Origin of the sequence: Microcoleus vaginatus PCC 9802 (assembly GCA_022701275.1) — a bacterium.
GTDB lineage: Bacteria > Cyanobacteriota > Cyanobacteriia > Cyanobacteriales > Microcoleaceae > Microcoleus > Microcoleus vaginatus_A.
This window is the reverse complement of the sequence record CP031740.1, coordinates 6183299-6205742: the sequence shown is the minus strand read 5'-3', so window position 1 is coordinate 6205742 and position 22444 is coordinate 6183299. Positions and strand designations below refer to the sequence as shown.

Below are 22444 nucleotides of genomic sequence, written 5' to 3'. Positions count from 1 at the left end.
GCTCACAACTCCGAAATCTTACCATCCAATACAGAAATCAGTCAGCGGTTTTTGCCACTGGCTAATTTCTGTTGAATGCTGGCTATAGGCGGTGAATGTTATTGTCGCGTAAAACTTTGCCGCCACCAAGGACGTTCCCCACTCTCAACTCTCATATCTGCAATGCCAGACCCCCTATGTCTGTTTTTACCTGTTGCTGTTAATTTCAAATAATCCCATCCCGGACGACAATTTTTTTTGCTGGTGTGTTAAATGCCTGCTACAGATATATCGCAGTTGTTTACTAATAGCTAGTCGTCGGTATGATCATGAACTTAGCGGTTGGGTATTTATGATCTGTAGTTTTTTATATATAGCTGAATCAAAAAATCTAAGGGGGCCTTAAATTTTTACTGGGAAGTCTAGCATTCTCTGAGATTGAAAGGTATGATATCTTTACATTGGAGCTAATAACTCTGTAAGTATTGATAGGAGAAGTACGCAAAACTACGTATTTATACAGAGATACCGCGTCAGACAGAGACGACTATCTCTAAGTAGATAGGCTTTCACTCACGATTGGCGAGAGTTAGGTAATTGATTAATGCAAAAGAGGTGCACGCATGACCGATCTAATTAAGGTACAAGAAACTGCCAACTACAACGAGCGATCGCTCAAAACTCTGGTCAGGTCCATCACAATGTCTCAACACCAATTCTCGCTAATTTTGGTGCGCTGCAACTATGAGCAGTTGCGGCAGCAAATAGCGCAGCGGCTGCGAGAAGTCTCCCCAATTCCAATTCAAGATATCGTCCTGCCAGCGTCAGTCAAAACCCTTTACACTACTCTGCAAGCAAGCACTTTCCAGGAGGGGTACTCGCCTGTCAGTGCCGCCTCGGCTTTGATGGTATTCGGTTTAGAAACAGTAGTAGCGATCGACGAACTGATGGCTTCTACCAATCAAGTGCGAGACGAATTTCGCAAAAATTTTTCCTGCCCAGTGATTTTGTGGGTAACAGATGACATCGTGACCAAAATGATTCGTCTGGCCCCAGATTTCAAAAGTTGGGCCGCCGCCACAATTAAATTTGAAATGGGCGTTGACGAATTAATTAATTTCCTCGCTAGGCGGGCAGATACTATATTTAAAATAGGCGAACTCAATCAAGAACTCGCCAGCAACAACGTCAGCACCATTGCTAATTGTGAGACCTGCGAAACCCCGTGCGAAAAACGCGGCCTGGAGCGCGAAATCAGCCCTGGAGAACGCTTTCTAACTTTTAATTCAGGACCCCAAAACCGACGACAATCAGATGTCCACTCGTATTCCCCATTGAGTCCGGGCAATACCTTCGATTTGGCGATCGGCTCTTTGCCACGCCGAGAACTAGAATTAGCTTTAAGAGATTTACAAAATCGCGGTGAAGAATTAGAACCCGCCCTCAAAGCCAGCCTGCAATTCGTTCTCGGTCGAGATTACTATGTCAGCGACCAAACCGAAACTGCCTTAATTCACTACCAAGAAAGTTTACTATTTTGGCAGCAAAAAACGGGCAACTGGGAACTGGCAAACTTGGAACATTCCGAAAACCCAGAAACCTTCTCCTCCTTGTCGAATCCTGTCCCCAAAATTTTATTTTTAGAGAGAGAAGGCATAGTGCTGTTTCACATAGCCCTGTGTCACCGCTTGCAAGCAGCCAGAAACCCGGTAGCCAACCGCCAGCACTGGGAACAAGCTTGGATTAGCCTGGAACAATCTAGAAACGCTTTCTCCCTTGCCTCACGCCCGGAATTGGTAGCTGAGGTGACAGCACACCTCGGAGAAGTGCTGCAGCGCCTGAAAGCTTGGGGAGAGTTGCAAGCATTAGCTGAAAATTCTTTGCAGTTGCACTTCACTTACGGTACTCCCAGCCAACTAGCTCAAGATTACGGCTTTTTGGCTGAAGTTGCCCTGCAACAGTCGAGGTGGAGTCAAGCCCGCCAGCTAGCCGAGTTGGCTTTGGCGATTTTGGATCAAACGCCTAATGATTTGAGATTGCTGATTGAAGATTTGAGATTGGGGTTTGAGGGAAATTATCCAGAATTTGTGGGCTCTAACGAGTCAAGTAACGAACCCAAATCTAAAATCCAACATCCCAAATCCGACAGGAGTTCATATCTTTTACTTTTAGCCCGAAGTTTGCGGCAGTTAGGCCAATGGGAAGCGGCGGTTCATTCTTTGGAGTTGGCTCAATCTCAAAGCGAGCCGAAGTACGACCCCCGACTTTACATCGATATTTTGACGGAACTGCAAGCCGTTTATTTCGAGCAGGGAGAGTATCTTAAAGCGTTTCGGATTAAAAAAACCCAGCGTTCGATCGAATATCAATACGGATTTAGAGCTTTTATCGGAGCCAGCCAATTGCAGCAGCAGCGCCAAGCCGTCAATCCTTCAGGTCCCTCAGCTCAAAACCAAGCTGCCATCGCAGCGTCCATGACAGCTTACTCGCGCCAAACAGATATCAATAGCTTGCTAGAAAGAATTAGCAGGGACGACCATAAATTAACTATTATTCATGGGCCCAGCGGAGTCGGGAAAAGTTCTCTAGTCAATGCCGGCTTAGTACCAGCTTTGAAAAATATTACTCCGGGCGCGCGGGATACATTGCCCGTAGTAGTCAAAGTTTACACCGACTGGCTGGTAGAGTTAGAAAATGCTTTGAACAGCGCCCTGTACGACAAACAAGCCGAAGAGGAAAGTAAATTAATATCGAAAGGACTACAGGGAATCCACAAAAAAAGTTGCTCGGTTATTCCTGCTCGCAGCTCGGAAGTCTCTTCTTTTATTATAGATCAGTTGCGCGAAAATGGCACAAATAATTTGTTAACTGTGTTGATTTTCGATCAATTTGAAGAGTTTTTCTTTGTTTCGACTTCAGTGGAACAAAGACAACTTTTTTATAATTTTTTGGGTTTGTTTTTGAATTTGCCTTATGTCAAGATAATTCTCTGCTTGCGGGAAGATTATTTGCACTACTTACTAGATTGCGATCGCTTCCCAAATCTTGACGCTATTAACAATAATATTCTCGACAAAAGTATCCGCTACCAACTGCGGAGTTTTTCTATCAAAGACGCGCGGGCTGTCATCGGACACTTAACAGAACGGGCGGAATTTTATTTAGAGCCGGCACTGATCGATGCCTTCGTAGAAGATTTAGCAGACGAACTGCAAGAAGTGCGACCGATCGAATTGCAGGTAGTAGGAGCGCAACTGCAAGAAGAAGGTATTACCAGTCTAGCCCAATACCAGCAATTGGGGGACAATCCCAAAGCGGAATTAGTGAAACGATCGCTCGAAAGAGTCATCTCTGACTGTGGCCTGGTTAACGAAGACGCAGCTTGGAAAATCTTGTTTTCCCTGACAGATGAAAGAGGCGTTCGCCTGATAAAAACCAAACACGAACTCTCGTTAGTTACAGGTTCGCAGCCAGCAGATGCCCGCGAAACCGAATTATCGGCGATCAGCAGAAACAGAATTTCCCTACAGCGACAGTTCGCAAAAGACCCTGAAAGCCGACAAAAGAAAATCGACAACCTCGACTTAATTTTAGACATTTTAGTTGGTCACGGTTTGCTATTTCTGCTACGGGAAGCGCCCGAAGACCGCTATCAATTGGTACACGACTATTTAGTGCGACCTATCCGCCAAAGATTCGGCTTAGAAGCCAGACTGCACAAAGCAGAAGCAGACAAAAAAATGAGTCAAGCACAGCTCTACCAAGCCAATACTTTTCTCAAACAACTGCTGGGATTAGCAGTGATTGGCGTCATGCTGCTAACGAGTTCCACCATCGCCGCCGTCAACTTTTGGTGGCGGGCTGTGGGTCAAAAACAGCTAGCTGTCGCTCAAACTCAGCGAGCCGAAATCAGTACCCTGACAGCAGCTTCTGAAGCACTTTATTTCTCAAACAACAAATTTGACGCCATGATGGAAAGTTTGAGAGCTGGTAAAAAGTGGAAACAGCTCGAAAACTCCCAACAAATGTATACTCTCAAAGACACCGAAATTCTGATTTCTGCTGCCCTCCAGCAGGCAGTTTATGGAGTCAAAGAACGCAACCGCTTGGAAGGACACGGCGATGTAGTTTGGGGTCTTAGCTTCAGTCCCGACGGCGAAACAATAGCTTCTTCCAGTGTAGATAAAACCGTCAAACTTTGGCGGCGCGACGGCAGTTTGTTGGCAACTTTAAAAGACCACACTAACAGCGTCTCCTGTGTCACGTTCAGTCCCGACAACAAAACCCTAGCCTCGGCAAGTTTAGATAAAACTGTCAAAATTTGGCAAACCGACGGCAGTTTGCTGGCAACTTTCAACGGGCATACTAATAGCGTTACCAGCGTTGCTTTTAGCCCTGACGGTCAAACGATCGCCAGTGGCTCTACAGATAAAACTATCAAACTTTGGAAAACCGACGGCACGCTGCTGAGAACGATCGAACAATTTGCTCCCGTAAATTGGTTAAGCTTCAGCCGCGACGGCAAAATAATTGCTGTGGCGAGCCATGACGGTACTGTGAAACTGTGGAGTTCTGACGGCAGGTTAATCGCTAATTTGTGGCACAGCGAAAACAGACAACCCTCGAAAATTTACACCGTCAGTTTCTCGCCCGATGGTGAAACGATCGCCAGTGCGGGTGAAGATAAAACGGTGAAAATCTGGAGCATCGCTGCACTCAAACACCCACCAACAGAAAATTCAAGACAAGCAAAAAAAGGTGAACTGCTAACAACTTTGCGGGGACACAGCAAGTGGGTATTTGGTGTGAGTTTCTCCCCCGACGGTCAAACACTTGCTTCTGGAAGTGCAGACGGGACTGTCAAACTCTGGAGTCTTGCTGGTGTTGGCGACAAGCGCCCAACCGATGCTAGCAACATTAAACCAGAGAGTCGCTTACTGAGAACTTTTGAGGGACACGCTGATCGAGTTACTCAGGTGAGTTTTAGCCCGGAAGGCAAAACCTTGGCTTCGGCAAGTTTTGACAAAACTGTCAGGCTGTGGCGACTCGATGACGTGCCGCTCAAAACTCTCGACGGACACCAAAACCGGGTGCAAGGCGTTACTTTTAGCCCCGACGGCCAAAGGCTGGCTTCTGCTTCTACGGACAAAACTATCAAACTCTGGAGTCGCACGGGAGTTTTGCTAGAAACCTTGGAAGGACACACTCAGAGAGTCGCCAGCGTCAGTTTCAGCCCCGACGGCCAGCTACTTGCTTCTGGGAGTTACGACAAAACGGTGAAAGTCTGGAGTTTGACAGAAGATGGCATGAATAATATTCTCCCTTGTCCTTCCGCCCCGCTATTCCCGTGTTCGCCTTCTGTGCAGTTCACTCTCGACGCCCACGCCGACAGCGTGATGAGCGTGAGTTTTAGCCCCGACAGCGAGATACTCGCTTCCGGGAGCAAGGATAAGACTGTGAAACTCTGGACTAGAAACGGCAGGTTGATTAAGACTTTGACGGGACACAGAGGCTGGGTGACTGGGGTGACTTTCAGTCCCGACGGCTCGATGCTGGCTTCTGCAAGCGATGATGGTACTCTCAAACTCTGGAATCGGGACGGTCGTTTGCTAAGAACTTTTGAAGCAGCTCACAACAGTTTTGTATTGGGGGTTGCTTTTAGCCCTGATGGCAAAATGCTGGCTTCGGCTGGTTACGACAATTCGGTGAAATTGTGGAAGGTAGATGGGACGTTGGTGGCGACGCTGCTGAAGGGTTCTGGCGACAGCGTGACTAGCGTGGGTTTTAGCCCGGATGGTTTGTTGGTTGCTTCGGGCAGTTACGATCATAAGGTGAAGCTTTGGAGTCGCAGCGGGACTTTGCTGAAAACTTTGACGGGTCACAAGGATAGTGTGATGAGTGTAAGTTTTAGCCCGGATGGGAAGGTTCTGGCTTCTGCGGGCCGGGATAATCGGGTGATTTTATGGAATTTGGATCTTGACGATTTGCTGGTGAGGGGCTGTGACTGGGTGGGAGATTATCTGAGAACTAATCCTAATGTGAGCGATCGCGATCGGCGTCTCTGTGAGGGGGTTGGGGCAAAATCTCAATTTTAAGGTAATGGGTAATTTCTTCAGTGTCCCTCCTAGAAATCCCCTTGACTCTATGCAGCGGTTTTAAGCGCCGCATAAAGTCAAACTAAGTTTTAACTGAGAGGGACTCAAGAATCAAGGGGCTAAAAAGCCCGGGTGTGGTATCAAAACTCAAAACTCAAAACTATTTTCCTCTTCCCCTTGGTCTCGGCTTCCTGTAAAGTAAATAATTGTAAAGAAATATGAGTTTTCTCTTATCCTCTGGTTAAGACCGCCAGCTAGCATTCACAATTAAGAACCGGATTATAAGTTCCTATGTCACAGCTTTTCCCGCGAAAATTTCTAGCCTCTGTTGCCGCATTTTTTCTGGCTTTGTCCGTGTGGGCGATCGCACCAGCAGCCCACGCTTTCAATAATCCCGATTTGTTGCCGTCAACTCAGACGCCCATCATTGATTTAGCTAAAGCCCTCACGGATATTGAAGAAGAGAGTTTGACAAAAAATTTAAACGCCTTTGAAGCCGAAACCGGCTGGAAATTGCGAGTGCTGACTCAGTACGATCGCACGCCGGGTTTGGCGGTCAAAAGTTATTGGGGGCTAGATAACAAGAGTGTGTTGCTAGTTGCTGACCCCCGAGGGGGCAATTTGCTCAATTTTAATGTGGGCGACTCGCTGTATCCGCTGCTGCCACGCACTTTTTGGGTGGAACTGCAAACTCGCTACGGTAATCAATTTTTTGTGCGGGACAATGGCGAAGATCGAGCGATTATTGAATCTTTGGAGTCGATAGAAGGCTGTTTGCGTCAGGGCGGATGCCGCGTGGTTCCCGGCTTGCCGAGGGAACAGTGGGTTCTGACGTTAATTACGTCGGTGGTTGGCGGCGTCATCTGCGGGTTTGCGGCTCAGCCTCGGAAGCCGGGACAGGTTGTGGCTTGGCAGTGGGCACTGATTTTTTCGCCGCTGTGGGGCATTCTGTTTTTTGCTTTCGGACTTGGGCCGGTGGTGACTCGGACTTCTGACTGGTTGCCTGTGGTTCGGAATGTGGCCGGTTTTGCGATCGGAGTTTTGGTGGCATTCCTGACTCCGGTGTTGGGCAAATCTTCTTCGTCGTCGGAAACTTAGTTGTCAGTTGGCAGTTGGCAGATTTTACTCAACAGTCAACGAATGACTAAAAGCTGGTAAGCTGATACCTGACAACTCACAGGCGACAGCTATCCAACAAATGGAATGGCACGTAAGCGATGCCCAGAGTCTGGGATTAATCGATAACGAAATTGGCGACCACGGTTTTTCAGCGGCGGAGTACGAAATAGTCCGCCGCGTGATTTATGCGACTGCTGATTTTGAGTACAAGTCTTTAATTAGTTTTTCCGATCAGGCTTTGCAGGCCGGTGCGGCAGCTTTGGCTGCTCGGACTACGATCGTGGTAGATGTGCCGATGGTGCAGGTGGGCATTACGCCCCTAATCCAAAATACCTTTGCGAATCCGGTTTACTGTTCGATGGAGGCTTTGACACGCCCCCAAAAGGAAAGGACGCGGGCGGCTTGGGGGATTGAAACTTTGGCAAGACGCTATCCTGAGGGGATTTTTGTGGTGGGGCAGGCTCAAACTGCTTTGTCGGCGATCGTAGATTTGATTGAATCTGAGGAAATTCGGCCGGCTTTGGTGATTGGGACTCCTTCTGGGTTTGTAGGGGTTGACGTGGCTAAGTCGCGGCTGCATGATTCCATGATTCCTCACATACGCATTGAGGGCCGCAAGGGCTCTGCGGTAGTGGCTGTGGCTATTGTTAACGGGCTGGTGGATTTGGCTTGGCAAGCTTACGGCCAAGAGGGGAACAGTTGATCGATAAGTTAATTGTCATGAGTCATGGGATTTTAGATTTTAGATCCCGCTTTCGGCACCCTCTACTTTCACAATAGGTTTTTTCCGAATTTTGTGAACAAATTAAGTTACTTTTTATAACGCGGGATTCTGTGAACCATCATAGATAGTCCTGGACGCATGAGAGTCCAGAAACCGGGTTTGATGGACGAAAATACACAGGTTGTAGCCACAGATTCGGTAAAAAACCTGCTGATTGAGCGAAGTCGAAACCCGGTTTCTTTGTGGGAGTTCGTAAGTCTTGATAGAGTAGAATTCTCTAGCAAATTAAGGAAATGAGTCGATTGCAAATTCGCGAAGATGACCTCAGAGGTAGAAAGATCGCTGACTTTCTCCGCGAACATCTCGAAAATATGAATGAGATTACACCACCTGGAAGCATTCATGCTCTTGATTTAGAAGCATTGCGATCGCCCGATATTACTTTCTGGACGGCTTGGGAGGGTGATGAATTACTCGGATGCGGAGCACTGAAAGAACTAGATTCAAGAAGTGGTGAAGTCAAATCAATGCGTACCGCCAAGGCTCACCGCCGTAAAGGTATCGCCTCGAAGATTCTTGAACACATCATAAAAGAAGCCGAACGGCGTGCTTACGATTGCCTGAATTTGGAAACAGGGGCTTTGCCTGAGTTCGCCCCGGCACGAGCCTTGTATATACGGTATGGGTTCAAGTACCGAGGCCCCTTCGCTGAATATATTGATGACCCGAATAGCGTGTTTATGACGAGAAAGCTCTAGGAGCGACTTCTCTAAATTGGTATATTTCTTGAAAATCTCGCAATGACGTTTAACTATTATTAGACATCTCCAGAAATTAAGTTTTTCCCCGGGTGTAACTTGCCATCGCTCTTAAATTTCTGGCTACGATCAATATTAATAATCAGCGGGCGATCGCCTTTTTACATCTCTGCTTTGATTAGTGCGATCGCGGTCTTTTTTTCTGCCTTTTTTAATTTGCTGGCTCATTTCTACAAACAAATCTCTGCGTAAATAAGGATAGTCGCTCACCCACACGTCACGGCTGGGAATATAAATATCGGAAACTTTGGCAATTCTGCCTAAATCTTCTTGGTTTGACATAATTAACATTAAAGCAGCTTGGCCGGGGACAATTCCTTGGTGATCTTTCCGCAATGGAGCTCGAAGTGTAGTAGTAAATCCGGTTTTGTCGCCAACTTCTAAGTTGATGCGTGGTTCTAGGTTGTCAACTATTACGAGTTGTCCTTTTTGATTGACTGTTTCTTCTTGACTGGTGACTTCATCTGTAATATATATATCCAAAACTCGCCCTTGCCAAAAACCGCAGTATTGATATTTGCGGCATTCTGCATTCCGCAAACTCGCCCACAAAATCGGCCCCCACAGCCAGTACAAACCAGCTATCAATCCGGTGATTAAAACTAGCGGCCCGACATCTGAACCGGCGAAGTTGTAGACTACGAGGAGGAAAACTACGGTGACTGCAGAGATTAACATTCGCCTCAAAAAATCTGGCGGTTTTCCCCAGATATATTTGTATTGCGCTCCCGTGGCGACGGCAGGAATTAGTTCTTGAAATGTTTCACGGGTTAAGGGAATTAGCATAGGAAGTTGGGCAACGAGCAATGTACGGGATGTAACGGCTGTCTGTTCGGAAGCGGATTAGATTAAGGGATTTAACAGATTTTACGGATTGATGTTGAAGTCAAAAATCACAAGTTAGAAGTCAAAAGTTAGAAGTTAGATTAATTCCACATTACTAATGACTAATGACTCATGACTAATGATTAATGACTACAAGATTTTTTCCAGGCCGTAAACGAGCGATCGCAATTCAAGGACTTTGCGTATAGACAGCAAGACTCCTGGCATATAACAAGCGCGATCGCTCGTATCGTGCCGTAAAGTATAAACTTGACCGGCGCCCCCAAAAATTACCTCTTGGTGGGCAATTAAACCGGGTAAACGGATGCTGTGAATGCGAATCCCTTCATCGGCCACTGAACCTCGAGCTCCGGCTAATTTTTCGGTTTCCTCAACTTCTGGCGGATTGAAAGTTTTTCCCATTTCTGCTAGCATTTGGGCAGTTTGAATTGCCGTACCGCTGGGGGCGTCGGCCTTTTGATTGTGGTGCAGCTCGATAATTTCTACGTGTTCAAAATACTGAGATGCCGTGACGGCGGCTTGTTGGAGCAAAACCATGCCGATTGAGAAATTGGGTATGATCAAACACCCAGTGCTAGCTTTATCAGCGAATTCACCTAAGTTTTCAATTTGCTTGCTGCTCAATCCGGTAGTGCCGACTACTGGGCGAATCCCGTAAGCTATGGCCGATCGCACGTTTTCATAAACAGACGAAGGGTGCGTAAAATCTACCATCACCCCTAACTGCTTTTCCTGAGCTGCTAATACCAGCATTCCTTGCAAGTCGTCTGTGATGGGAACTTCTAACGGGCCGCATCCGGCTAATTCGCCGGCATCGGCGTTGAGGCACTCAGGAGAGCGGTCTACAGCCCCAAATAAGGTCATGTCACTAGCATGGGCGATCGCCTTAATTACTTCGCGGCCCATTTTGCCTGCAGCACCGTTAACAATCACCGGAATCGGAAGTTGATTCGCCATCATCTCAAAAATATCCTGAAAGTTCGATCGACTAAATTTTAACGCTTGTGCGAATTTGGGGAAACAAGGAATGAAAGACAGGATTTGGTGGCAAATCTTCAAAAACCCGGTTCCCATTCGAGAAATACTTTGCCAAATCGAGTAATTAGCTTAAAGAAACTCGGTTGCGGCACAAGTTCTGAAAAAATTACATTCAATCTCATATTAAGCTCAATTCTGTAAGAACAGACTGGTGCAAAGCTAATTTGCACCGACATATTTTTTCTGTGACTGCCAAATTCTCTCGAAATCTTCGATATGTCATGTCTGTCGCAACTGGCTTCGACCTGAGTTCTCATAACCGACGGGTCAGGATTTTGCCTGCAATGCTTGCTGGGGTGACTGTAACGCTGCTGAATATGGGAGTTCGGCAGTTGGGAGGCCTGCAAAGCTTGGAATTGGGGAGTTTTGACTCGTTAGTGCGCTTGCAGCCAGATTTGGGCCCTGATCCGCGACTGTTGGTAGTGGCCATTTCTGAGGCCGATATTCAAGCTTTGGGGAGATTTCCGATTTCCGACGGTGCGATCGCCCAAACCTTGGTCAAACTGCAAAAGTATCAGCCAAAAGTCATCGGTTTGGATTTGTACCGGGATTTGCCTCAAGCACCGGGACACGAGGAATTGCTGGCCGGGCTGAAAGCACCGAACGTGGTGGCGATCTATAAATTGAGCGATTCAGAAAGTCAGGGAGTGGCAGCGCCCCCTGGGATACCGCCCGATCGGGTCGGTTTTAACGACTTCGTGCTCGATCCTGATGGCGTTGTACGCCGCAATTTGCTCTCAGTCTCGCAACCAGATAGAAAGATTGCTTTATCGTTTTCTATGCAAGTGGCTTTGTTGTATCTCAAAGACAGAGTACAGCAGAAAAATAGCGCTGTTCATCCCCACCAAATCAACTGGGGAAAGGCAGAATTTGTGCCTTTAACTTCTGACAGTGGTGGCTATGCAAATCTCGACGCCAAAGGCTACCAAATTTTGCTCAAATACCGTTCTGGTAAGGATGTGGTGCGACAAGTCAGTATCAGGCAGGTATTGAAGGGGGAAATTGACCCAAGCTGGGTTAAGGACAAGATTGTGCTGATCGGGACGACGGCACCGAGTACCAGAGATTTGTTTTTGACGCCCTACAGCCCGGTTAAAAAGCAAAGTCCGAAAATGCCAGGGGTGTTGCTGCACGCGCAAATGCTCAGCCAAATATTGAGTGCGGTTTTGGATGGGCGATCGCTATTTTGGGTGTGGCCGGAATGGGCGGAAATTTTGTGGAACGGTGCTTGGGCTTTGGTGGGCGGGGTTTTGGCTTGGCGGATTCAGCACCCTGTGAGGGCGGGATTGGCTGGGGGTGCTGCATTGATGGGGCTGTTGGGGATTAGTTGTGGGATTTTTATTTGGGGTGGGTGGGTGCCGCTGGTGTCGCCGACTTTGGGTTTGGTGGTGACTGGTGTGGGTGTCAGTGCTTACAGGAAGCTTTACGATGCTTTTCACGATTCTCTAACGGGTTTGCCGAACCGGGATTTGTTCGTGGATTGCTTGGGGCGGGCGATGATCGCCAATACTAGGGGCCGGCGCAGCTATCTGTTTGCGGTGCTGTTTTTGGATTTAGACAGGTTTAAGGTGATTAATGATTCTTTGGGTCATTTGGTGGGGGATGAACTGCTGATGGCGGTGGTTCTGCGGTTGAGGGCGATTATTGGCTCCGGGGATACTGTGGCGCGGGTGGGGGGCGACGATTTTGCGATTTTGCTGAGGAATATTGATCTTGACAGTGCGGTGGATTTGGCCGATCGAATTCACAAAGCTTTAATTGTACCTTTTGAGTTGAAGGGGCAGGAGGTGTTTGTCACTGCGAGCATCGGGATTGCGCTGGGGGGCGAACCCGCTGCTAATGTCAGGGAACAGCCGGAACACTTGCTGCGGGACGCCCACACGGCGATGTACCGGGCGAAGGCTTTGGGAACGGGAAGGTATCAGGTGTTTAATGCTTCGATGCACGATTTGGCGGTGGAGAGGTTGCAGTTGGAGACGGATTTGCGGATGGCCCTCAAGCGTCAGGAGTTTTTGCTGCACTACCAGCCGTTTGTATCTTTGGCAAGCGGGAGGATTATTGGGTTTGAGGCTTTGGTACGCTGGCAACACCCGCTGCGCGGTTTGATTCCACCGATGAAGTTTATTCCGGTGGCTGAGGAAACGGGGGCAATTGTCCCGCTGGGTGAGTGGGTGCTGGAGGAGGCTTGCCGGCAGTTGCGGCTGTGGGAGGAAATGTTTGATTTCGATCGACCTTTGATTATGAGTGTAAATTTATCTGGGAAGCAGTTTGCTCAGCCGGATTTGGTCGATCGCCTGAAGGCGATTTTGGGAACAACGGGTTTGAGTGCCGAGAGTTTGAAGTTGGAGATTACTGAGAGTGTGGTGATGGATGATGTGGAGTCGGCGATCGCGGTTTTGAAGCAGATGAAAGGGTTAAATGTCAAGTTGGGAATTGATGATTTTGGCACTGGTTATTCGTCGTTGAGTTATTTGAGTCGGTTTCCTACGGATACTTTGAAGGTTGATAAGTCGTTTGTGGGGCGAATGGAACTCGAAAGCGAGGGGGAGAATGTGGCGATCGTGCGGACGATTGTGGCGCTGGCGCACGCTTTGGGCATGGATGTGATTGCTGAGGGTGTGGAGACGGCGGCACAATTAGCTAAGTTGAGGTCGATCGGCTGCGAATACGGTCAGGGTTATTTTTTTGCTAAGCCGTTACCCAGCGAGGCTGCGACTGCTTTGATGGCTTCTGAGCCGCAGTGGTAAATCCTGTTTGTTTCACATAGTCCTGACCGCAGAAACCGGGTTTGATGAACGAAAGTCGATCGTCCCACACCATAGAGCCCGGTTGCAAAACGCGGTTTATTTGGTTTTTGTGCGTAATTATTTTCACTGTTCAGTTGTATTGTCAAGCGCAATAATTAGTATTTCCTTTTGCTTAGGACTAAAATGCAATCTTAACTTGCCCCTTGCGGCAAAATTTTCACACTTTAAGGCAATATGTTGAGTTGAATTGGGTTCAATTATAATCAGATTATCAATGACAAGTGGAAAGGTATTTTGGTCTTCATCTTTTAAATAAAAGTGGTCGCAGGGGTTCTTCACTAAATAGCTACACTTTCCGTGATTGACAATACAAACACTCAAAGTTATTCCACAGTGGGGCTGAACATCATTAACTGTGATACTAAAATCGCTAATTCTAAGCGTTTGCGTAATATATCCGTAGGTTACAGGATTAAAATCTAAAAGCTTCATTACTAACTCATCTACAGTGGTATAAGGATTTAATTCATAGATTTTATCATCACAAGCAGCTAGATTTTTTGCCATCTCCATCCGTAACCAGGCTGCATTTTCAATAGCTGTTTGAGTCAGGTGTTGAAGTCTAGGATAAATGGAAATATCTGCTTTTTTAGAATAGCCTGTAAAATAACCTGCTTGTTCCAAATAATCAATAACATTCTGCGATTTAGGGAAAGCGGTTCCATTCTGTTCGTAATGCAATAAAATCCAATGTTCAAAGGCAATACTTGAAAACCCTAGCTTAATACCGTGTTTCTGTGCATCGTCAAATGCTTTTTCATGTTTGGTATAACCATCTTTATCAAAAACTGCCCAAACTTCGTTATAATTGTTGTTTATTTCTTCTTTGGCGCGTTTGACCAGATTCACCGCATCTGTTTTAATAGATTCACCTTCTTTTGTTGAGGCTTTTCTTTGGTCTTCTTCACTTGGATAAACTGTGATGTCATATTTTTCAAATACATCAGGTTGCTGACCAATCGCCTCAAAGTAAATCCGTTCCGTATTAGTTCCTTCACATACTATGTAGATGGTCTGCTTTAACTGTCTTGATTTTATTTTTGTTTTTCTACTCTTCATTGCCAAAAATAAATTCAACTTCTTTAATATTAGGTTGACCACCAAATTTACCTTGCATATACCATAGGTCAAAAGGTTCATCACCTTTTACCTTATCAAAGTCTTGGGCAGAAAAGAGTTGTGTTTCACCATATTTATTTTTTTCGGTAAACCAGATTTGATCTTTTCTCAATAATTCCCGATCTAGTAGAGTGGTTTCATGGCTAGCAAAAATTAGTTGGGCATTATGGGGATTAGTTAACGGATGGTGAAATAACTTAATTAAGAACTTACACAGTTTAGGATGTAAACTATTATCTATTTCATCAATAACTAGAATATGACCTTTATTTAAGATAAATAAAATTAAAGCGCCGATACCGTAAAGTGTAATAGTTCCGATTGATTCTTTTTGGAAAAAAGGAAAGTTAGCTTCACCTTCTAACAAGCCATCTCGAAAAGTTTTATGGAGGGCAAACAATTCATACTTATTGTCACTGATAAGGATTTTTTTAATTTCTTCTGGTACGTCATCATCAAATTCAAAATCAACATTTTTTTCTTCAATTTTAATTTCTTCGATATGAGTATCGGCTATTCTGATGAGTTTATCTAACTGTCTTTTTAGCTTTTCATCTTTTTGCAAAACTTGATTAACATGACGTACTAAAGAACTCCTCATGTCAGTATCATTGGCTGCAAAAAAAGCATATGTTCTTAAGTATTTATAAAGTTTTTGCATTTGTTTATGTTCTTCACGAGCCACTTTTGATAAATAAGGATACTTAGTTAATGCTTTGGTTGAAAACCCTCGCTTGTCTTGAAAAAAATCACCGCGCTTGACCTCGTTTTTTGTACGAATAAATAAGTTGGCTTGTCTTTTCTTTGGATAAAAATCTAGCTGTTCGTGATGAACTTCTCGACTGTCAAAAGCAATTTGATACTCATACATAATTTCTTCAAGAATAAAACTAAGCTTGAAGATTGAAGGCTGGCTTAAGCACGACTTCTCTAACTCGAATGGTTCGTAATAAGGAATATTGTCATCAACATCAATATTTAGAGTGTGAATATAGGAAATCAGTCTAGTCAAAGCCTTGAGAATATTTGACTTGCCAGAAGCATTTGCTCCATAGATCGCCGCAGACCTAAGCAAGCGCAGTTTATTACCTTCGATTGGCACAAAAGTATTGTCATTCTTCCTGGTGGAAGAGTCGGCAATCATGCTTAATGTTTGCTCTTCTTTAATTGACCTAAAGTTACTGACTGAAAATTCAATTAACATAAAGTAACTCAACTTTTAATGCGATAGACTTAGCCAATATATGCCGATAAAATAGATAGAGAAATACCTCATAATTATAACTCTTGACGGACGTTACAAGATATTATAGAGGTATATGAATTTTTGTAAACCGACGAGGCTACTCAAAATGACGATCGCCTACCTTTGAGTGACTGTTGTCCGCTTGTATGTCACAATAAACAAGCAATTATTATATTTTGAGTTATCCTGTGAGTCCTACTGCCGAAGTCAGCAATACCCTAAATGCGGGCGCTCTACCAACCGTTACCGCTACCCCAGCCCGCCGCGCTGTTTTTCCCTTCACTGCGATTGTTGGCCAGGAGGAGATGAAACTGGCGCTGCTGTTGAATGTCATCGATCCCAAAATTGGCGGGGTGATGATTATGGGCGATCGAGGTACTGGTAAATCTACCACAATCCGGGCCCTCACTGATTTGCTGCCGGAAATTGAGGTGGTGGCTGACGATCCTTTTAACAGTCATCCCACTGATCCTGATTTGATGAGTGATGAGGTGCGCGATCGCACTTTATCTCAAACTGACATTAAAATCGCCCGCAAAAAAGTCCAAATGGTAGATTTACCTTTGGGCGCGACCGAAGACCGAGTTTGCGGTACGATCGACATCGAGAAAGCTTTGTCGGAAGGTGTTAAAGCTTTTGAACCCGGCCTTTTAGCTAAAGCTAACCGTGGCATTCTTTACGTTGATGAAGTCAATTTGCTCGACGATCATTTAGTCGATGTTTTGCTCGACTCCGCCGCCAGCGGTTGGAATACTGTTGAAAGAGAAGGCATTTCGATCCGCCACCCGGCTAAGTTTATTTTAATCGGTTCCGGGAATCCAGAAGAAGGAGAATTGCGGCCGCAGTTGCTCGACAGATTCGGGATGCACGCAGAAATTCGGACTGTAAAAGACCCGAATTTAAGAGTGGAAATTGTCGAACAGCGATCGAGTTTTGACCAAAATCCCCCCGAGTTTCTCGCGAAATATCAGCACGAACAAGATGATATGCAGCAGAAGTTGGTGGAGGCACAGGAAAGATTGAAATCGGTAACTATCGATCGAGAGTTGCGGGTAAAAATCTCCCAAGTTTGCGCGGAATTGGACGTAGACGGGCTGCGGGGCGATTTGGTGACGAATCGGGCTGCGAAAGCTTTCACGGCTTTGGAATGCCGCACAGAGGTGACTGTGGATGATATTCGCCGCGTGATGACTCTGTGTTTGCGGCACCGGTTGCGGAAAGACCCGCTAGAATCAATAGATTCGGGCTATAAAGTGACTAAAGTGTTCGATCGGGTATTCGGTCTAGAAACAACTGAGGGGTAATTGGTAATTGGTAATTGGTAATGGGTGGTGATGAAACATTTCCCAAATTTTTAAGGCTTCATTCCCCATTTCCAATTACTAATTTCAGCAATGGAAAAACGAATTTTAGGATTAGATCCAGGCTTAGCAAGCCTCGGATACGGCGCAATTTCCTGTCACATTGTCCCCGGAAAACAAGATGAAAACGTTGTTTCCATGATTGATTGCGGCGTGATAAAAACAACGCCAAAACAGGAAATGGGACAGCGCTTGAAAACAATTTACGACGATTTGCACGAGGTAATTGAACAGATTAAACCTGATCTAGCAATTGCCGAAAAACTGTTCTTTTACAAGATGGGAAATACGATACTTGTAGCGCAAGCGCGGGGTGTTTTGACGCTAGTATTGGCGCAGTGTGGAGTGCCGCTGTTCGAGTTTACCCCGGCTCAAATTAAGCAAGCTTTGACCGGGCGCGGTAATGCGGATAAATCTGAAGTGCAAGAGGCGGTGGCGCGGGAGTTAGAGTTGGCTTATATTCCGAAACCGGACGATGCGGCGGATGCTTTGGCTGTGGCTTTGACTGGTTGGTACGATGATGATATTTGTCCGAAGAAAATACAGGTGGAAACAGGAAAAATTTGATGCAATATCAAATCATCGGCAAATTAAGAACAAATCCGGGCAAGACATCTTCTCCCGATAAACTTACAGGAAATTGTACAATCTCTACTTCGCGAGAAGGGCGATAAATCTCCACTTGTTCGTCTAGAGGATTAATTAACCAACCCAAGCGTAAACCACTGTTTAGATACTCCTGCATTTTCTCCTGAAGCGGCCGCAGCGGGTCTGGGGGCGATCGCAATTCAATGGCAAAATCAGGACAAATTGGTGGAAATTTCTCTTGTTCTTCTGCTGTTAAAGCAGACCATCTTTCTAACCTAACCCAAGCGGCATCAGGCGATCGATAGCCATTATTAGGCAAGCGAAAAATTGTAGAGGAACTAAACACTCTCCCTAGCTGCGTTTTACGGTTCCACAAGCCCAAATCTGTAATTAAATAGGCTTCTCGATTGGCGTTAACTCCGCTTACGGGTGACATAATAATGATTTCTCCTTTAGGTGTCCGTTCAAATTGCCAATCTCGATTCATCTGACATAAACGGTAAAACTGTTCATCTGTTAGTTCGACAGTATCTAAGTTTAAAGTAATGGTTGTCATTTTTCCTAACTCCCTAGAAATATGAGTTCTGCCAACCTATTTTAGCGCCACTTTTTGTCAATGACCGACGAAACTAATCGAATTTAACATCAGTCCTATGCAAGAACGCTTAAGCTTTGAGAGGGGTTTAGACCCCAGGCGGACTAGGGCGCAAATGCCAGAGATCGATCGCATTTAACATCATTCCTCTGCAAGAATACTTAAGCTTTGACACCTGTTTAAACCCCAGGCGGAGTATTGCGAAGTGCAAAATATTAGTTGAAAATGTAATTAAGTTAGATCGCCCAATTCCACCCTCGCTCAAAAAAATGCTATAATATCGACTTTAATTGCTAAACTTATCCCGTCAGCAGAGAACACACGAAAATAATATGGTGATTATTACCTCCCAACAAATTGCCCAATTTCGCTCGCAATTAGCCGAATATCCGGAAGCCCTAAAAGCCCTAGACGCAATCGAAGATTGCGAAGGCAACATCGAAGATGCAGCAATATCTCTAGCAATTCAAGCCGGACAAGAACCGAATATCTCGGAAAATTGGTTAGACGGATTGGCCAAAAGATGCCGCGTTGCTATCTGCAAATCCGAGGTTAAAGAAGAGTTAACAAACGGACAATTGAATGCAGCTTTTAGAGATTTAGTTGCAGCAAAAATTTGCCCTGATATTTTGGTGACTTCGGTGATTATTTATGTATTTAAAACTGGGGTGAATGAGTTTTGCGAGCCTCTCGAATATAAACTGTAAAGCTATAGCTGCATTTAAAAATTAGGTGAAGCAAAGCTATCCCGAAGGGTAGGGAATCGCCCTCATTTCTCAAAACATGATACAACGAGGCGATCGCAACTCTTCTCTACCCCTTTGCACTACTGTACCCAGCCGGCCTCAAATCCAGCGACAAACCCAAAGATTTCCCCAGCAAACGAGCAAGTTGCACTAAAAAATTAGCAGTATCTTCGTCACCTTCGCGCGCCATTGAAGCCGATATCTGGATTAGCATTTGCACAAATCCCGCATCAATTAAATCGGAACAGGAACTCAAAACCTCTGGTTCTTGGCCGTTAGGACAGGTAAGCACTCGCTCGATTAAGTTCAAATAAGCCTCTTGGCGTTCTGGATTCATTTTGGCAGAAGCTCTACAGTAAATAATTTATTATTACGTTTAACTCAGTCCTGTCAATCAGGCGATCGAATAAGCGATCCCCGTTTTTACTCTAGAAACTCCATTCAGTCAGGAATAGACAGAAGCTTAAAGAAAATCTTAAGTTTCTCCATGCTAGTTTAGTCGAGGTAAGCTGCCCCGATGCGCCCCCTAGAATTCAAGCTAAGCTGGGCCAATAATCACCCTAAGATTAAAGGGAATTAAGAATATACAAAATGAAAATAGGAATATTTTTAGGAAATCTAGGAAACCCCGCCATCTACTATCCCAAACTTGCCACAATTACCGGCGGAGTCGCGGCGAGTATTTTTATTTGCCAATTATTTCAATGGCAATCACAAAAGTCCAACTCCGGCGAATGGGTAAAAACCAACAGCAGCGAAATTGAAAAAGCCACCGGTTTAAATCACGAAGAACAAGAACTCGCGAGACGCCTGCTCAAAGTGCGATCGCTCCTAAAAGAAAAATTAACAAATCCCAACACGGACACCCTAGAACTCTGGGCCGACATTGACGCTTTCGAGGAAAAACTTAATAACTTTTGGACACCAAATCCTGCCGATCTCATAACACAGACAAGCCGCGAAAACAACAATCGCCCTGTAGAAATAATCTCCGAAACATCACCCCCAGATCATGCAGTTAAAACAGACAAATTTTGGGGTCAACCCCGCCAGCAAATAGCCGTTGCTGTCACCCCGAATTACCGATTTAGCGGCCCTTGGAATTCCCAAGAAGAACTGCAGAACTTTCAGCGAGCTTTAGAAGAATATGCCAAAGAACGTAATTTAGGGTTTGGCGATCCTTCTGGATGGGCATTTAAAATTATTGACCGCATGACAAAAGGCTTAACTTCGAGTTTTTGGGAGGACTTTATCGCCGGAATTCCTTTAGGAGAAAGTCAGAAAGTTAAGCGAGATTGGGAAATCGAACCGGAAGTGCCTTATCCTGCCTTTGAAGAAGAGCGAATTCAGTATTACGTACACAAAGGCGAACCGCTAGAAGCAGCAGTCTCTAAAGCGCGTGCTGATTTGAGAAACCCGGTTTTGGGCAAAGATTTGTGGGAGGGATTTTTGCGAAAGTGCGATCGCCTTGCCGATGATGCACTCAAAGCAAAACAGCAGGGAGTTGACACACCATATCTGCCCTCTTCCTTCAACGAAAAACCTCAAATCACCAAGGATAGCGTAATGCGAAAATTAGGGGCGATCGCACCTCAATTTGCCTTAAATCAATCCCTATGTGAAATAGTTCCTGAACCGCCCAACATCGAACTAAAAGAGCCACCAACCGCCGCCGAAATCCCCAGTATTTCCTCTTTGCAAAAAGCTTACAAAACTCCTCTCGGCCGAAGTATAGTTGAAAAACAAATCGCTGCAAACCCCGACTGGGGCTACGAAATAGTTGACGGCGAAATAGTCGAATCTATCCCTTTTTAATAAGGCTGATATGAAAGGAATTAGCGATATCAATCCGCTGGGAGAAGAGCGACCCAATCCTTCTGAGGAAGAGAGAGAAAAACTGCGGGGGGAAAGGTGGCAGCGAGAAAGAGATGAAGCATATCAAATGTTAGTTGAACTCTGCAATTTGGGGGAATATGACATGGCCCAGCAGTTAGCCAATCGACATTTTAATTGGGGTTATGAAATAGTTGATGGGATTGTGATGGAAAGGATAGATTAGGTTTGTTGTCACCAAGAAACTTGATATGTTGTGGAACAGGCAAGATGCCTGTTCCTAAGAACATGGGCCGACTCTCCAGCCTACCCCACAAGAAACTTGATATGTTGTGGAACAGGCATCTTGCCTGTTCCTAAGAATGGTGTAAGTGGACTACCGCAATGTCTATGTTAAAATTTTAACTAAAACTTTAATAACTATTAAAAGATGAAGACAACTATTAATGCCAAAAACCTAACGTTATCAGAAGTACACCGTCTTTTCGGCTTTGAAAAGCACTACACTAACTCATTTACCTCTCTGTTATCCCTTGAAGATCTAACAGAACACGAACAGCAGGAAGTTACACAAATTAGGGAGGACTTCGATGACTACATTTCAACGGATCGAGTTTCTGAAGGACTGGTAAAAGCTCTGACTACCTTTCCCTTAATGCGATTGGCTGGCTTCTACCGCCGCCCGATTAAAATTAGTTTAGAACAAGACCTCGCCGAAATTAGCATTGAAGATGAAGATACTATCATTAAAGGAAGATTTGATATCTTAGCAGTCAACAGGATAAAACCCATCAGAAGCCATACATATTTTTTTGTTTTGATCATTGAAAGTAAAAATTCTGGAATCAACGCATTGATGGGTTTATCCCAATTGCTAACCTATGCTTATCAAAATTTAAAATATCAGGATACAATCTGGGACTTGACAACAAACGGAATGCACTATCAGTTCGTCAATATTCAGGGGGGCAATAAGCAAACCTATCAGTTAATGCCTTTGCTAAACCTGATGGAGTCCGACTCTTCAATTTTGTTGCTGCAAGTGTTAAAAGCTATTTGCAAACTATAAAAAAAGAGGCAGGGAAAATTCCCCGCCTCCAATCTGCAATGACTGTTAACCTAAAATTTAGATTAGTCAGCCAATACTTTTTAGTAGCCTCTGGTGTTAGGCTTGTGCACGATGAAGCTGAGCACTTGGCACTGCTTCACGTTGTCAAAACCCATGACGCGGATGTAGCAACTAGGATTATCTTGACGGCAAGCTTGAACTTCTGTCATGATTTCTTGGACGCTGCGAGCACCAAACAAAGGCAACTTCCACAGAGTCCAGTAGCGCATTTCAGCGGCAGAGGTTTCGTTGAATTCTACGCCGGGAATGTAGCCTTGATCCAGGATGTACTGGAGTTGCTTGGCAATTTGCGCGTCTGTCAGGGGGGGCAAATAGGACAGAGTTTCGTAACGACGCTCTTTAGGTAAAGTCTTCATTTTTTGTATCTCTAAGGTGTGTGTTCGATCGCACTTGTCGATCGA

At 45.2% G+C, this 22444-nt stretch carries 18 protein-coding genes; 11 read left to right on the top strand and 7 right to left on the bottom strand.

From position 1 onward, the window contains the following. Positions 1-602: 602 nt before the first annotated feature. From D0A34_25630 to D0A34_25615, 4 genes are all read left to right on the top strand, one after another. Positions 603-6074, top strand: a complete 5472-nt coding sequence (locus D0A34_25630; protein ID UNU21774.1) for a hypothetical protein — start codon at positions 603-605, stop codon at positions 6072-6074. 291 nt (positions 6075-6365) lie between these two features. Then, the gene (locus D0A34_25625) at positions 6366-7172 is read left to right on the top strand and encodes a TPM domain-containing protein (GenBank protein UNU21773.1); all 807 of its coding nucleotides are present in this window, start codon (positions 6366-6368) and stop codon (positions 7170-7172) included. A 100-nt stretch (positions 7173-7272) separates the two neighbouring features. Continuing rightward, positions 7273-7896: a Precorrin-8X methylmutase gene (locus tag D0A34_25620; protein UNU21772.1), complete on the top strand. Its 624-nt coding sequence runs from the start codon at positions 7273-7275 to the stop codon at positions 7894-7896. Positions 7897-8210: 314 nt separating this feature from the next. Beyond that, entirely contained in the window at positions 8211-8675 is a 465-nt protein-coding gene (locus D0A34_25615; GenBank protein UNU21771.1) for an N-acetyltransferase, read from the top strand. A 135-nt stretch (positions 8676-8810) separates the two neighbouring features. Here the strand turns inward: D0A34_25615 and D0A34_25610 are convergent, their stop codons facing one another. Then, positions 8811-9521: a phosphate ABC transporter permease gene (locus D0A34_25610; GenBank protein UNU21770.1), complete on the bottom strand. Its 711-nt coding sequence runs from the start codon at positions 9519-9521 to the stop codon at positions 8811-8813. Between the two features lie 189 nt (positions 9522-9710). Further along, positions 9711-10538, bottom strand: a complete 828-nt coding sequence (locus tag D0A34_25605; protein UNU21769.1) for a 4-hydroxy-tetrahydrodipicolinate reductase — start codon at positions 10536-10538, stop codon at positions 9711-9713. A gap of 302 nt (positions 10539-10840) precedes the next feature. On the opposite strand from D0A34_25605, the gene D0A34_25600 reads away from it, so the two are divergent. Next, positions 10841-13366: an EAL domain-containing protein gene (locus tag D0A34_25600; protein UNU21768.1), complete on the top strand. Its 2526-nt coding sequence runs from the start codon at positions 10841-10843 to the stop codon at positions 13364-13366. Positions 13367-13489: 123 nt separating this feature from the next. Here D0A34_25600 and D0A34_25595 read toward each other — a convergent pair whose 3' ends face one another. Together D0A34_25595 and D0A34_25590 are read right to left on the bottom strand one after the other, a co-directional pair. Continuing rightward, complete coding sequence (locus D0A34_25595) at positions 13490-14566, bottom strand: RloB domain-containing protein (GenBank protein ID UNU21767.1); 1077 nt, start codon at positions 14564-14566, stop codon at positions 13490-13492. Continuing rightward, entirely contained in the window at positions 14475-15749 is a 1275-nt protein-coding gene (locus tag D0A34_25590) for an ATP-binding protein (protein UNU21766.1), read from the bottom strand. The genes D0A34_25595 and D0A34_25590 overlap by 92 nt, the downstream gene beginning before the upstream one ends. A gap of 230 nt (positions 15750-15979) precedes the next feature. On the opposite strand from D0A34_25590, the gene bchI reads away from it, so the two are divergent. Together bchI and ruvC are read left to right on the top strand one after the other, a co-directional pair. Beyond that, positions 15980-17095, top strand: a complete 1116-nt coding sequence (gene bchI / locus D0A34_25585) for a magnesium chelatase ATPase subunit I (GenBank protein ID UNU21765.1) — start codon at positions 15980-15982, stop codon at positions 17093-17095. Between the two features lie 90 nt (positions 17096-17185). Continuing rightward, positions 17186-17719: a crossover junction endodeoxyribonuclease RuvC gene (ruvC, locus tag D0A34_25580; GenBank protein ID UNU21764.1), complete on the top strand. Its 534-nt coding sequence runs from the start codon at positions 17186-17188 to the stop codon at positions 17717-17719. A 7-nt stretch (positions 17720-17726) separates the two neighbouring features. On the opposite strand, the gene D0A34_25575 is transcribed toward ruvC, so the two are convergent. Continuing rightward, the gene (locus D0A34_25575; protein ID UNU21763.1) at positions 17727-18296 is read right to left on the bottom strand and encodes a Uma2 family endonuclease; all 570 of its coding nucleotides are present in this window, start codon (positions 18294-18296) and stop codon (positions 17727-17729) included. A gap of 371 nt (positions 18297-18667) precedes the next feature. Between D0A34_25575 and D0A34_25570 the strand changes: the two genes are divergently transcribed. Beyond that, positions 18668-19042, top strand: a complete 375-nt coding sequence (locus D0A34_25570) for a hypothetical protein (protein ID UNU21762.1) — start codon at positions 18668-18670, stop codon at positions 19040-19042. Positions 19043-19148: 106 nt separating this feature from the next. On the opposite strand, the gene D0A34_25565 is transcribed toward D0A34_25570, so the two are convergent. After that, positions 19149-19418: a hypothetical protein gene (locus D0A34_25565; GenBank protein UNU21761.1), complete on the bottom strand. Its 270-nt coding sequence runs from the start codon at positions 19416-19418 to the stop codon at positions 19149-19151. Between the two features lie 254 nt (positions 19419-19672). Between D0A34_25565 and D0A34_25560 the strand changes: the two genes are divergently transcribed. The 3 genes from D0A34_25560 (at position 19673) to D0A34_25550 (ending at position 21983) form a co-directional block, all read left to right on the top strand. Next, positions 19673-20896: a hypothetical protein gene (locus D0A34_25560; protein ID UNU21760.1), complete on the top strand. Its 1224-nt coding sequence runs from the start codon at positions 19673-19675 to the stop codon at positions 20894-20896. Positions 20897-20906: 10 nt separating this feature from the next. Then, positions 20907-21140: a hypothetical protein gene (locus D0A34_25555; protein ID UNU21759.1), complete on the top strand. Its 234-nt coding sequence runs from the start codon at positions 20907-20909 to the stop codon at positions 21138-21140. A 204-nt stretch (positions 21141-21344) separates the two neighbouring features. After that, positions 21345-21983, top strand: a complete 639-nt coding sequence (locus tag D0A34_25550) for a restriction endonuclease subunit R (GenBank protein UNU21758.1) — start codon at positions 21345-21347, stop codon at positions 21981-21983. An 80-nt stretch (positions 21984-22063) separates the two neighbouring features. On the opposite strand, the gene D0A34_25545 is transcribed toward D0A34_25550, so the two are convergent. Next, complete coding sequence (locus D0A34_25545) at positions 22064-22399, bottom strand: ribulose bisphosphate carboxylase small subunit (protein UNU21757.1); 336 nt, start codon at positions 22397-22399, stop codon at positions 22064-22066. Positions 22400-22444 lie beyond the last annotated feature (45 nt).